At 67.3% G+C, this 12,636-nt stretch carries 14 protein-coding genes; 6 read left to right on the top strand and 8 right to left on the bottom strand.

Features of this window, described 5'->3' with window-relative positions; translation table 11 throughout:
• Nucleotides 1–8: 8 nt before the first annotated feature.
• The 5 genes from ACSYAO_RS16510 to prpB form a co-directional block, all read right to left on the bottom strand.
• The gene (locus ACSYAO_RS16510; protein ID WP_149909223.1) at nucleotides 9–335 is read right to left on the bottom strand and encodes a type II toxin-antitoxin system RelE/ParE family toxin; all 327 of its coding nucleotides are present in this window, start codon (nucleotides 333–335) and stop codon (nucleotides 9–11) included.
• On the bottom strand, nucleotides 322–579 hold the full coding sequence (locus ACSYAO_RS16515) for a type II toxin-antitoxin system ParD family antitoxin (RefSeq protein WP_032127809.1): 258 nt from the start codon (nucleotides 577–579) through the stop codon (nucleotides 322–324). Before ACSYAO_RS16515 ends, ACSYAO_RS16510 begins: the two co-directional genes overlap by 14 nt.
• A gap of 100 nt (nucleotides 580–679) precedes the next feature.
• Nucleotides 680–3,298, bottom strand: coding sequence for a Fe/S-dependent 2-methylisocitrate dehydratase AcnD (gene acnD / locus ACSYAO_RS16520; RefSeq protein ID WP_149909224.1), 2,619 nt, complete (start codon nucleotides 3,296–3,298; stop codon nucleotides 680–682).
• A gap of 97 nt (nucleotides 3,299–3,395) precedes the next feature.
• Nucleotides 3,396–4,553, bottom strand: a complete 1,158-nt coding sequence (prpC, locus tag ACSYAO_RS16525; protein WP_149909225.1) for a bifunctional 2-methylcitrate synthase/citrate synthase — start codon at nucleotides 4,551–4,553, stop codon at nucleotides 3,396–3,398.
• 36 nt (nucleotides 4,554–4,589) lie between these two features.
• Nucleotides 4,590–5,483, bottom strand: coding sequence for a methylisocitrate lyase (gene prpB / locus ACSYAO_RS16530; RefSeq protein ID WP_010482769.1), 894 nt, complete (start codon nucleotides 5,481–5,483; stop codon nucleotides 4,590–4,592).
• A 154-nt stretch (nucleotides 5,484–5,637) separates the two neighbouring features.
• Here prpB and prpR point away from each other — a divergent pair, with 154 nt between their 5' ends.
• Nucleotides 5,638–7,221: a propionate catabolism operon regulatory protein PrpR gene (gene prpR, locus ACSYAO_RS16535; protein ID WP_149909226.1), complete on the top strand. Its 1,584-nt coding sequence runs from the start codon at nucleotides 5,638–5,640 to the stop codon at nucleotides 7,219–7,221.
• Between the two features lie 78 nt (nucleotides 7,222–7,299).
• Here the strand turns inward: prpR and ACSYAO_RS16540 are convergent, their stop codons facing one another.
• Nucleotides 7,300–7,647, bottom strand: coding sequence for a hypothetical protein (locus ACSYAO_RS16540; protein ID WP_125895329.1), 348 nt, complete (start codon nucleotides 7,645–7,647; stop codon nucleotides 7,300–7,302).
• 9 nt (nucleotides 7,648–7,656) lie between these two features.
• Nucleotides 7,657–8,256 carry a pyridoxamine 5'-phosphate oxidase gene (gene pdxH, locus ACSYAO_RS16545; RefSeq protein WP_032127805.1) on the bottom strand — a complete coding sequence of 200 codons (600 nt, stop codon included), beginning with the start codon at nucleotides 8,254–8,256 and terminating at the stop codon, nucleotides 7,657–7,659.
• Nucleotides 8,257–8,296: 40 nt separating this feature from the next.
• On the opposite strand from pdxH, the gene ACSYAO_RS16550 reads away from it, so the two are divergent.
• Entirely contained in the window at nucleotides 8,297–9,124 is an 828-nt protein-coding gene (locus ACSYAO_RS16550; protein WP_049461191.1) for a kinase, read from the top strand.
• A gap of 6 nt (nucleotides 9,125–9,130) precedes the next feature.
• Here the strand turns inward: ACSYAO_RS16550 and ACSYAO_RS16555 are convergent, their stop codons facing one another.
• The gene (locus ACSYAO_RS16555; RefSeq protein ID WP_049461193.1) at nucleotides 9,131–9,334 is read right to left on the bottom strand and encodes a dodecin family protein; all 204 of its coding nucleotides are present in this window, start codon (nucleotides 9,332–9,334) and stop codon (nucleotides 9,131–9,133) included.
• A 99-nt stretch (nucleotides 9,335–9,433) separates the two neighbouring features.
• Between ACSYAO_RS16555 and ACSYAO_RS16560 the strand changes: the two genes are divergently transcribed.
• The 4 genes from ACSYAO_RS16560 to hemE all read left to right on the top strand — a co-directional run bounded on the left by ACSYAO_RS16560 (nucleotide 9,434) and on the right by hemE (nucleotide 12,576).
• A complete protein-coding gene (locus tag ACSYAO_RS16560; protein ID WP_134951195.1) occupies nucleotides 9,434–9,976 on the top strand; it encodes a shikimate kinase in 543 nt (180 codons plus the stop codon).
• On the top strand, nucleotides 9,973–11,085 hold the full coding sequence (gene aroB, locus ACSYAO_RS16565) for a 3-dehydroquinate synthase (protein ID WP_149909227.1): 1,113 nt from the start codon (nucleotides 9,973–9,975) through the stop codon (nucleotides 11,083–11,085). Before ACSYAO_RS16560 ends, aroB begins: the two co-directional genes overlap by 4 nt.
• Before the next feature lie 143 nt (nucleotides 11,086–11,228).
• Nucleotides 11,229–11,468: a WGR domain-containing protein gene (locus ACSYAO_RS16570; RefSeq protein WP_032127800.1), complete on the top strand. Its 240-nt coding sequence runs from the start codon at nucleotides 11,229–11,231 to the stop codon at nucleotides 11,466–11,468.
• Between the two features lie 25 nt (nucleotides 11,469–11,493).
• A complete protein-coding gene (gene hemE, locus ACSYAO_RS16575) occupies nucleotides 11,494–12,576 on the top strand; it encodes a uroporphyrinogen decarboxylase (RefSeq protein ID WP_149909228.1) in 1,083 nt (360 codons plus the stop codon).
• Nucleotides 12,577–12,636 lie beyond the last annotated feature (60 nt).

Genomic DNA, 12,636 nt, shown 5'->3' on the forward strand with positions numbered 1-12,636 from the left:
TTTGGATTTCAGGAAATGTCTTGCATCAGTGCGTCAAGGCCACGATCAACGCACCACACCCGCATGACGTCCACGCGGTCCAGCAGATCGAGGTAGTAGACGAGATAGCGTTCAAAGCCCGGAACCTGCATGAAGCGCAGGAGTGCCGGCAACTGTGCGGCGAGGTCGGCATGGCGGACGGAACCTGACGCAGGGAACATCGCAATACGTTGAAGCGTGGCCTCCAGCTCGGCGAGAAAGCGCTGACCCAGTGCCAGCCCTCCCTGTCGTGCGTACCACAGCGCGGCGTCGGCTGCGTCTGTCTCGGCCCGGGGCCTCCATTCAATCGCCTTCACGCTCCATCCTTTCGGTCAGCTCGCGACGCATCCGCTCGAATGTGGCCGCAGTCACCGGAACGGCAGGCCCAGAAGCCAGCCCCTCGGCAATCAGCTGCTTGAGCAGTGCTTCGGCCTTGCTGCGCTGGCGCTGGCGGATCAGGTCACGCACATAGTCCGACGTACTGGAGTAGCCGCCTTCGCGCACTTCCTCGTCCACGAACTGCTTGAGCGGATCGGTCAGCGAAATGTTCATGGTGGCCATGAAACTCTCCTTTGGCAGTTTTTGCCAAGCCAGTGTGCGCCCTGCCCTGGGGTCGGACAAGCCCGCCCCCGCTCTTCGGGGGCAGGCATTCAGCCCGGCATCACGCCACCCTGGCCCCTTCCAGGAAGTCCTGGGCGAAGCGCTGCAGCACGCCGCCGGCTTCGTAGATCGCTACTTCCTCGTCGCTGTCCAGACGGCAAGTGACCGGCACGATCACGTCCTGGCCGTCGCGGCGGTGGATGACCAGGGTCAGCTCGGCACGCGGGGTACGCTCGCCGATCACGTCAAAGGTCTCGGTACCATCGATCCCCAGGGTCAGACGGGTGGTGCCCGGCTTGAACTCCAGCGGCAGCACGCCCATGCCGATCAGGTTGGTGCGGTGGATGCGCTCGAAGCCCTCGGCCACGATCGCCTCCACGCCAGCCAGGCGCACGCCCTTGGCGGCCCAGTCACGCGAGCTGCCCTGGCCGTAGTCGGCACCGGCGATGATGATCAGCGGCTGCTTGCGCTCCATGTAGGTCTCGATCGCCTCCCACATGCGCATCACCTTGCCTTCCGGCTCCACGCGCGCCAGCGAACCCTGCTTCACGCTGCCGTCGTCATTGCGCACCATTTCGTTGAACAGCTTCGGATTGGCGAAGGTGGCGCGCTGCGCGGTCAGATGGTCGCCGCGATGCGTGGCGTAGGAATTGAAGTCCTCTTCCGGCAGGCCCATCTTCGCCAGGTATTCGCCGGCGGCACTGGACGCCAGGATCGCGTTGGACGGCGACAGGTGGTCGGTGGTGATGTTGTCCGGCAGCACCGCCAGCGCGCGCATGCCTGCCAGCGTGCGCTCGCCGGCCAGTGCGCCCTCCCAGTACGGAGGACGGCGGATGTAGGTGCTCTGCGGGCGCCAGTCGTACAGCGGGCTGACCGCCGCACCGTGCTCCACGCGCACGTTGAACATCGGGTTGTAGACCTTGCGGAACTGCTCGGGCTTCACCGAGGCCTTCACCACCGCGTCGATCTCGGCATCGCTGGGCCAGATGTCCTTCAGGCGCACTTCGTTGCCGTCGGCGTCCACGCCCAGCACGTCCTTCTCGATATCGAAGCGGACGGTGCCGGCGATGGCATAGGCGATCACCAGCGGCGGCGAGGCTAGGAAGGCCTGCTTGGCGTACGGATGGATGCGGCCATCGAAGTTGCGGTTACCCGACAGCACGGCCGTGGAATACAGGTCACGGTCGATGATTTCCTGCTGGATCTTCGGATCCAGCGCACCACTCATGCCATTGCAGGTAGTGCACGCGAAGGCGACGATGCCGAAGCCGAGCTGCTCCAGGTCCGGCAGCAGGCCGGATTCTTCCAGGTACAGCTGCACGGCCTTGGAACCCGGTGCCAGCGACGACTTCACCCACGGCTTGCGCTGCAGGCCACGCGCGTTGGCGTTGCGCGCCAGCAGCGCTGCGGCGATCACGTTGCGCGGATTGGAGGTGTTGGTGCAGCTGGTGATGGCCGCGATGATCACCGCGCCATCGGGCATCAGGCCCTGCGCCTGCTCGGCCTTGCCCGCTTCCAGCTTGGCCTCGTCGGCGATGCCGCGCTCGGCCAGCTCGGCAGTGGCCACGCGCTTGTGCGGGTTGGACGGGCCAGCCATGTTGCGCACCACGCTGGACAGGTCGAAGCGCAGCACGCGCTCGTACTGCGCGGTCGCCAGATCGTCGGCCCACAGACCGGTGGTGCGTGCGTAGTTTTCCACCAGCGCTACCTGCGACTCCTCGCGCCCGGTCAGGCGCAGGTAATCGGTGGTCTGCGCGTCGATGTAGAACATCGCGGCGGTGGCCCCGTATTCCGGGCACATGTTGGAGATGGTGGCACGGTCACCGATGGTCAGTGCCGCGGCACCCTCGCCGAAGAATTCAAGCCACGCGCCGACCACGCGTTCCTTGCGCAGGAACTCGGTCAGCGCCAGCACCACGTCGGTGGCGGTGATGCCCGGCTGCGGGCGGCCACTCAGTTCGACACCGACGGTGTCGGGCAGGCGCATCCACGACGCGCGGCCCAGCATCACGTTCTCCGCTTCCAGACCACCCACACCAATGGCGATCACACCCAGCGCATCCACGTGCGGGGTGTGGCTGTCGGTGCCCACGCAGGTATCCGGGAAGGCCACGCCGTCCTGCACGTAGATCACCGGAGACATCTTCTCCAGGTTGATCTGGTGCATGATGCCGTTGCCCGGCGGAATCACGTCCACGTTCTGGAATGCCTGCTTGGTCCAGTCGATGAAGTGGAAACGGTCTTCATTGCGACGATCTTCGATCGCGCGGTTCTTCTCGAACGCCTGCGGATCGAAACCACCGCACTCCACCGCCAGCGAGTGATCGACGATCAGCTGCACCGGCACAACCGGGTTGACCTTGGCCGGGTCGCCACCCTTGTCGGCGATCGCATCACGCAGGCCGGCCAGGTCCACCAGCGCGGTCTGGCCGAGGATGTCGTGGCAGACCACGCGCGCCGGGAACCACGGGAAATCCAGGTCGCGACGGCGCTCGATCAGCTGCTTCAGCGAATCGCCGAGCGTGGCCGGATCGCAGCGACGCACCAGGTTCTCGGCCAGCACGCGCGAGGTGTACGGCAGGGTGGCGTAGGCGCCGGGCTGGATCGCATCGACAGCGGCACGCGCGTCGAAATAATCCAGCGCGCTGCCGGGGAGGTTCTTGCGGTAATCGGTATTCATGGGCTGGCGGAGTACTTGGGGCGGGCCGGGTGCCGGCGGTGCGGCGGCGAAAGCACCCGGCCGGCACGCGGCCGGCCGGATGGGTACGGCAGGTGGATCAGACGCGCTTGTCGATGGCGACGAAGTCGCGGTCTTCCGGACCGATGTAGTTGGCGCTCGGGCGGATGATCTTGCCGTCGATACGCTGCTCGACGATGTGCGCGCTCCAGCCGGCGGTGCGGGCGATCACGAACAGGGGAGTGAACATCGCGGTCGGCACGCCCATCATGTGGTAGCTGACGGCGCTGAACCAGTCCAGGTTCGGGAACATCTTCTTGATGTCCCACATCACCGATTCCAGGCGCTCGGCGATGTCGTACATCTTCATGCTCGACTGCTCTTCGGACAGCTCGCGGGCCACGTCCTTGATCACCTTGTTGCGCGGATCGGAGACGGTGTAGACCGGGTGGCCGAAACCGATCACCACTTCCTTGCGCTCGACGCGGGCCTTGATGTCTTCCTCGGCCTCATCGGGACTGTCGTAGCGCTTCTGCACTTCGAACGCCACTTCGTTGGCGCCGCCGTGCTTCGGACCGCGCAGCGCGCCGATGCCACCGCAGATCGCGCTGTACATGTCGCTGCCGGTGCCGGCGATGACGCGGCAGGTGAACGTCGAGGCGTTGAACTCGTGCTCCGCGTACAGGATCAGCGAGGTGTGCATCGCCTTCACCCACGATTCCTGCGGCTTCTCGCCGTGGAGCAGGTGCAGGAAGTGGCCACCGATCGAGTCATCGTCGGTTTCCACGTCGATGGCGCGGCCGTTGTGGCTCCAGTGGTACCAGTACAGCAGCATCGAACCGAGGCAGGCCATCAGCTTGTCGGCGATGTCGCGCGCGCCCGGATGGTTGTGATCATCCTTCTCCGGCGCCACGCAGCCAAGCACGGACACGCCGGTGCGCATCACGTCCATCGGATGCGCCGACGGCGGCAGCTCTTCCAACGCCGCCTTCACCGCAGCAGGAATGCCACGCAGCGACTTCAGCTTGGCCTTGTACGAGACCAGCTCGGCGCGGGTCGGCAGCTTGCCGTGCACCAGCAGGTAGGCGATTTCCTCGAACTCGCTGGTGTTGGCCAGGTCCAGGATGTCGTAGCCGCGGTAGTGCAGGTCGTTGCCACTGCGGCCCACGCTGCACAGCGCGGTGTTGCCGGCAGCGGTGCCGGACAGGGCGACGGACTTCTTCGGCTTGAAGGTCGGGGTTGCGGTCGTATCGTTCATGTTTCCCTCCGAAAACTTGATGGTGCAGGGTACTGCTTATTTCTTGGCGGCGAACAGTGCATCGAGCTGCTGCTCGAAGGCGTGATAGCCGATGCGGTCATAGAGTTCCTCGCGGGTCTGCATGGTCTCCACCACATTGCGCTGATGGCCATCACGGCGCACCGCCTGGTAGACGTTCTCGGCCGCCTTGTTGGCGGCGCGGAAGGCCGACAGCGGGAACAGCTGGATGGCAACGCCGGCCGAAGCCAGTTCATCGCGGCTGAACAGCGGGGTGGCGCCGAATTCGGTGATGTTGGCCAGCACCGGCACCTTCACCGCGTCGACGAAGCGGCGATAGGTGTCCAGGTCGTAGGCCGCCTCGGCGAAGATGCCGTCCGCACCGGCCTCGACACAGGCGATGGCGCGCTCGATGGCCTTGTCCACGCCGTCCACCTGGATGGCATCGGTACGCGCGATCAGGAAGAAGTCCGGATCGGTCTTGGCATCGGCAGCCGCCTTCACGCGGTCGACCATTTCACCCTGCGAGACGATTTCCTTGCCCGGGCGGTGACCGCAGCGCTTGGCGCCGACCTGGTCTTCGATGTGGCAGGCGGCCGCGCCGGCCTTGATCAGCGACTTCACGGTGCGCGCGATGTTGAACGCGCTCGGGCCGAAGCCGGTGTCGATGTCGACCATCAACGGCAGGTCGCAGACATCGGTGATGCGGCGCACGTCCACCAGCACGTCTTCCAGGGTGTTGATGCCCAGGTCCGGCAGGCCCAGCGAGCCCGCGGCAACACCGCCGCCGGACAGGTATATGGCGCGGAAGCCGGCGCGCTTGGCCAGCAGGGCGTGGTTGGCGTTGATCGCGCCGATCACCTGCAGCGGCGATTCGGCAGCCAGCGCCTCACGGAAGCGGGCACCGGCGGAGAAAGGAGTGGAAGCGGTCATGCGGCAATCCAGGTTGAAGTACGGGATAGAGAGCGCAAACACCATGCCAAGCTGCAAGCCGTTGATTTCACGGGAATGACGCCCACGCAACAGTGAAACACATGAAACATTGAAACAGATGTATCATGAAACATCCCGTCCAACGCGCGCCGCCATGTACCTGCCCCGCTCGCCCTTGCGCCACGCCGATGCCGACCCCAGTCGGCCGGTGATCTGGACCGTCAGCGTCTCGCGGCTGACCGGTCTTCTCGGCGACGTCATTCCCGAGTTCGATCGCCGCGCGCGTATCGAGCAGATCAACCTCGGCTTCGAGGAAGCGGTGGACGTGATCGGCCAACGTCTGCGTCGCGAGCACTGCGACGTGGTCATCGCCGGCGGCTCCAACGCGGCCTGGCTGCGCAGCCGGCTGGAGCTGCCGCTGGTGCCGATCCAGGCCAACGGCTTCGACCTGATGGAAGCCTTGGCGCGCGCACGGCGGATCGCCGGCCGTATCGGCCTGGTCACCCACGCCAGCGACGTGCCGGTGTTCAGCAACTTCCAGCAGAGTTTCGGCCTGGATATCGAGCATCGCCGTTTCGTAACCCGCGAGGATGCGCGCGACTGCATCGCCGATCTGCGCGCCAACGGCATCGAAGTGATCGTCGGCACCGGGATGGCCATCGACCACGCCGAACAGGCCGGCCTGCCCGGCGTGCTGCTGTATTCGGCCGACTCGGTGCGGCAGGCGTTCGAACATGCGCTGGAACTGACCCAGACCCTGGCACGTTCCAGTGGCAATCGGCCTAGCCCACGCCGGCGCCCGGCAGCGCGTGCCGATGCGCATGAACTGCTCGGCGACAGCGACGCGATGGCGCGGGTGCGCGCGCAGATCGCGCTCTACGCCCCACATGACAGCACCGTGCTGGTCAGCGGCGAAACCGGCACCGGCAAGGAACTGGTCGCGCGGCAGCTGCACGCCGCCAGCGGCCGCCGTGGACGCTTCGTGGCACTGAACTGCGGCGCGATCAGCGAATCGCTGCTGGAGGCGGAACTGTTCGGTTACAGCGACGGCGCCTTCACCGGCGCACGCCGTGGCGGCCGTGTCGGCCTGGTCGAAGCCGCAGACGGCGGTACGCTGTTCCTGGATGAGATCGGCGAACTGCCGCTACCGCTGCAGACCCGCCTGCTGCGCGTGCTGGAAGAACGCGAGGTACTGCGTGTCGGCGCCACCGAACCGACCCCGGTGGACCTGCGCGTGGTGGCCGCCACCCTGCAGTCGCTGGAACAGCGCGCGGCAGCCGGCAGCTTCCGGCGCGACCTGTATTACCGCCTGGCCGCGCTGCGCATCGCCCTTCCGCCGCTGCGTGCGCGGCGCGCGGATATCCCCTTGCTGGCACAGCACTTCTTCCGCCAGCTGCGCGGCATCGATGCCCCCCTGGATGAGGATGCGCTGGCGATACTGACCGCCGCCAGGTGGCCAGGCAACGTGCGCGAACTGCGCAATCTGGTGGATCGTCTGCGCATCCACTGGCAGCCGGGCGAAGGGCTGATCGATGCGGCGCGCCTGCTGCAGCTGGCGCCCGAACTTGTGAATGAGGGCATTGCAGCATTGCCGGTGGAAAGCAACGGCAAGCGCCCACCGCGTGCGCAGTTGGAAACGCTGTTGCAGGAACACCGCAATGATCGCGAGGGGATGGCGCAGGCGCTGGGCGTCTCACGCACCACGCTATGGCGCTGGCTGCGCGCGGAGGGGTTGTAACCACTCGTTGCCTGGTGGGTGCGAACCTTGGTTCGCACCGCTCTTCCGTCAAGCATCTCATCCACGCATGGCGTGGATCTACCTGGCCAGCAGCAGCTCGATTTCCTCCACCTGCACCACCGGCACCTGCCACGGGTGATGCGGCACGATGCCCTGTTCGAAGATGCGCTGCAGCCGCTGCGGATTCCGAGGCAGGCAGAATTCCAGGCGCACGCTGTCGACCACTTCGGTGCGGCCCGCCTCACCCTGCACGGGCGACGCACCCACGCGCGGGCGGAACTGCTCGAACCCCGGCGCCGACCACCACATCCCGTGCTCGTAGTCGCCGGCCGCCAGCGCGTCCACCGCGAGGATGCCCTGCTTCACTGCATCCAGTGCTGCCGACGGCACGAACACCACCACACGGTACAGCGGCAGGCGTTGCATCAGGTTGCCTTACGGGTACAGCAGGCGCTTGCTCCAGCGCCCTTCGGCACCGGCTTCATAGCACCAGCGTTCGTGCAGGCGGAACTGCGCGCCGTACCAGAACTCGATGCGATCGGGCACCACCCGCAGGCCACTCCAGCCGTCCGGGCGCGGCACGTCCTTGCCCTCGAAGCGGGCTTCGATCTCGGCCACGCGCGCGTCGAATTCCTCGCGCGTCGCCAGCGTCTTCGACTGCTGCGAGGCCCAGGCGCCGATCTGGCTCATGCGCGGGCGGCTGGCGAAATAGGCGTCGGCCTCGGCATCGGCAACCTGCTCGACACGGCCTTCGATGCGCACCTGGATGCCGGCCTCGCGCAGGCTGCGCCACAGGAACAGCAGCGCGGCCTGCGGATTGGCCTGCAGCTCCTGGCCCTTGTGGCTGTCCAGGTGGGTATAGAAGACGAAGCCACGCTCGTCGAAGGCCTTCAGCAGCACGGTACGCGCCGAGGGACGGCCCTGCGTATCGGCGGTGGCCACGGTCATCGCATTCGGCTCGACCTCGCGGCTCTGCTTGGCCTCGTCGAACAGGCCGGCAAACGTGGACAGGGCTTCGGCGTACAGGTCGCTCATGATTGCGTTCTTCTCACACGGATTGGGCTATTGTGGCTTCATGGCCGCTGCTGCGTATATGCCCCAGGTGAAAGGATTCCCCGAAACATTGGCCGAACAGGCGCTGGATGATGCGCTGGGCAGCGGTGCAGCGATTCCAGTATTGGCGATCAGCGGCCTGCAGGGGAGCGGCAAATCGACGCTGGCCGCGCAGGTGGTGGCGCGCGCCCAGGCACGCGGCCTGAACGCGGCCACGCTGTCGATCGATGACGTCTACCTCACCCGTGCGCAGCGCCAGCGACTGGCCCGCCAGGTGCATCCGCTGCTGATCACCCGCGGGCCGCCCGGCACCCACGACCTGCCGCTGGCCCACGCCGTGCTGGACGCGGTGGCCGCACTCCAGCCCTTCGCGATGCCACGATTCGACAAGCTGGCCGATGAACGCCTGCCCGAGGCTCAGTGGCCGCAGCTGCAGCAGCCATTGGACCTGCTGGTGTTCGAAGGCTGGTTCCTCGGCACACCGGCGCAGGATGACAACGCACTGGACAGCCCGCTGAACGCACTGGAGCGCGAGGCCGACGCCGATGGCCGTTGGCGCCGCTGGTGCAACCAGGCGCTGGCCCGCGACTACCCGGCGTTGTGGCAGCGCTGCGACCGCCTGTGGTTCCTGCAGCCGCCGGATTTCTCGGTGGTACCACGCTGGCGCTGGCAGCAGGAGCAGAACCTGCAGGCCGCGCAGCCGGGCCGGCACGGCATGAGCCGGCCACAGCTGGAGCGCTTTGTGCAGTACTACGAGCGGGTCAGCCGGCAGGCACTGCGCGCCCTGCCCGCCCTGGCCGACCACGTGGTGGTGCTGGACGGCCAGCGCCAGGTGCAGGACGTACGCTGAGCACGCCTATTCCACCAGGAAGGTCACCCGCAGATTGACCCGCCATTCGGTGATTTCGCCGTTGCCATCGGTCACCACCTTGGTTTCGTTGACCCAGGCGCCCTGGATGCCCTTGACCGTCCCGGACACCTTCTTCAAGCCACTGCGCACGGCATCCTCCACGCTCTTGGGCGAGGACGCATTGATTTCGATGACCTTGGCGACCGTCATGGCTGCTGCTCCGTCAGGCGCGGGAAACCCCGCAGGAACCCACACCGTGACGTGAAGAACGTAAAGGCCAAGGCACGGAGGTGTTAGGATCAGAGGGGCATGAATCCTGCTCCGAACCTGATCCTGATCGGCCCGATGGGCGCCGGTAAAACTTGCATCGGCCGCCGCCTGGCCGAGCGCTTCACGCTGGACTTCGTCGATGTCGACCAGGCCATCGTCGATGCCGCCGGCGCCAGCATCCCGACCATCTTCGAGCACTCGGGTGAAACCGGCTTCCGCAGCCATGAGCGCGAAGCCTTGGCCCGTGTGCTGGAAGGCCGCGGCCAGCTGGTCTCCACCGGTGGCGGCGCCGTACTGGATCCGGACAACCGTGCGCTGATCGCCCGGCGCGGCTTCGTGGTCTACCTGCGGGTCAGCGTGGCCGCGCAGCTGGAACGCCTGGCCCGCGACAAAGGCAGGCCACTGCTGCAGCGCCCGGACCGCGAGCAGGTGCTGCACGATCTGGCTGCTCACCGCGACCCGCTGTACCGCGAACTGGCCGACCTCACCCTTGATACCGACCCGTATACCGCTGCCGACGCGACCGCCCACCTGGTGGTCAAGCTGGCCACGCAATGGCAGCGCCAGGACCTGACCGCATGACTTCCCCCGCCCTGCTGCAGGTCGCCGTTGGCGGCGACCGCCCCTACTCCATCACCATCGGCGCTGGTGCCCAGGCCGACGGCACCGCGCTGGCCTCGCATGTGCGCGGCCGCCACGTGCTGCTGCTCAGCGACAGCGAAGTGGCTCCGCGCTACCTGGCAGCCGTGAAGCAGACGCTGCTGGCCGCACGCCCCGACCTGATCGTCGGCGAGCACGTGCTGGCCGCCGGCGAAGCCTCCAAGACCCTGGCCGAATTCGGTCGTGCGATCGAAGCGCTGGCCGCGCTCGGCGCCACCCGCGACGCCTGCGTGTTCGCCCTCGGCGGCGGCGTGGTCGGTGACCTCGCCGGTTTCGCCGCCGCCTGCTGGATGCGCGGCGTGGACTGCGTGCAGCTGCCGACCACCCTGTTGGCGATGGTTGATTCATCGGTGGGCGGCAAGACCGCGGTCGACATTCCGGCCGGCAAGAACCTGGTCGGCGCGTTCCATCCGCCGCGCGCGGTGATCGCCGATACCCGCGTACTGACCACCCTGCCGCCGCGCGAGCTGCGCGCCGGCCTGGCCGAAGTGGTGAAGTACGGCGCGCTGGGCGATGCAGTGTTCTTCGAATGGCTGCAGCAGCATGCCGATGCACTGCTGGCCGGCGAGGATGCGGTACTGTCCGAAGCCATCGCGCGCAGCTGCCGGCACAAGGCCGCCATCGTCGAGCGTGATCCGTTCGAGAAGGGCGAGCGTGCCCTGCTCAACCTCGGCCATACCTTCGGCCATGCCATCGAGACCGAACAGGGCTACTCGGCCCCGGGCCGCGATGCGCTGAACCACGGCGAAGCGGTGGCGGTGGGCATGGTGCTGGCGGCAACGCTGTCCACCGACCTGGGCCTGGCCGACGATGCCGACCGCGTGCGCCTGCAGGCACTGCTGGAACGCCTCGGCCTGCCGGTGGCGATCCCGGCGGGGCTGGACCCGCAGGCCCTGCTCGGCCGCATGCGGCTGGACAAGAAGAACGTGGCCGGCCGCCTGCGCCTGGTGCTGTGGCGTGGCATGGGCCGCGCCGAAGTGGTGCCGGACGTGGATGAGGCGGCGGTGCTGAAGGTGCTGTCGGTCCGGTAGTGCCGGCCGCTGGCCGGCAATCCTGCCGCGCAGCCTGGTAGTGCCGGCCGCTGGCCGGCTTCCCCGCTCATGACGTTGCCGGCCAACGGCCGGCACCACCGCGTTGCGGCCGGGGTCACCCTGGCCCCGCTACAATCGGCGCCATGCACGTCTACCTGCAACATCCCGACGCCGGTGCGCAGGCACCGCGCTTCCTGCGCCTGAGCCTGCAGCCGGATCTGTTCGGCGGCTGGGAACTGCTGCGCGAGAGCGGTCGCGTCGGCAGCCGCTCGCAGCTGCGGCGCGAGCTGTTCCTGCAGGCCGACGAAGCCCGCCACGCCTTCGAGAAGGCCCGCGATGCCGAACTGCATCGCGGCTTCCAGATCCTTTCGCACGGCGACTGACGCCGCTGCCTCATTCGCCCAAGGAATGCCCATCGTGACCAGCCCTCTCCGCAACGATCGCCTGCTGCGCGCCCTGCGCCGCGAACCGGTGGACTGCACCCCCGTCTGGCTGATGCGCCAGGCCGGACGCTACCTGCCGGAGTACCGCGCGACCCGGACCAAGGCCGGCAGCTTCCTGGCCATGGCCAAGAATCCGGAGATTGCCTGCGAGGTCACCCTGCAGCCGCTGCGTCGCTTCCCGCTGGATGCGGCCATCCTGTTCTCGGACATCCTCACCATTCCCGATGCGATGGGCCTGGAGCTCTACTTCGTCGAAGGCGAAGGCCCCAAGTTCCGCCACCCGGTACGAGATGAAGCGGCCATCGCCAGGCTGGCGGTGCCGGACATGGAACAGGACCTGGGCTATGTGATGGACGCGGTGCGCCTGATCCGTCGCGAGCTGGACGGCCAGGTGCCGCTGATCGGTTTCTCCGGCAGCCCGTGGACGCTGGCCTGCTACATGGTGGAAGGCGGCGGCAGCAAGGACTTCGCGCGGATCAAGGCGATGGCACTGAACCATCCGCAGGCCCTGCACCGCCTGCTGGAGGTCACCACCGAGGCGGTGATCGCCTATCTCGGCGCGCAGCGCGCGGCCGGTGCACAGGCGCTGCAGGTATTCGATACCTGGGGTGGCGTGCTGTCGCCGTCGATGTACCGCGAGTTCTCGCTGCGCTACCTGCAGCGGATTGCCGAGGGCCTGGAGCGCGGCGAAGGCAACGAGCGCACCCCGCTGATCCTGTTCGGCAAGGGCACCGGCCTGCATCTGGAAGCGCTGTCGCAGACCGGTGCCGATGCGCTGGGCCTGGACTGGACGCTGGATCTGGACGAGGCGATGCGCCGCACCGGCGGCCGCGTCGCCCTGCAGGGCAACCTCGACCCGACCACCCTGTACGCCTCGCCGGATGCGATCGCCGCCGCTGCAGCACGCGTGCTCGACACCTATGCCGCCGGCAACGGTGGTTCGCGCGAGGGCCATGTGTTCAACCTCGGCCACGGCATGTCGCCGGACATGGACCCGGCGCACGTGCAGGTGCTGGTCGACGCGGTGCACGCGCACAGCCAGCGCTGAACAATGCCCATGCGGTTGCGGCGCGATGTTGATCGCGCCGTGACCCGCAGTGCGCGATCA

Origin of the sequence: Stenotrophomonas sp. STK16_22 (assembly GCF_051984505.1) — a bacterium.
In the GTDB taxonomy this organism is placed as follows: Bacteria; Pseudomonadota; Gammaproteobacteria; order Xanthomonadales; family Xanthomonadaceae; genus Stenotrophomonas; species Stenotrophomonas maltophilia_A.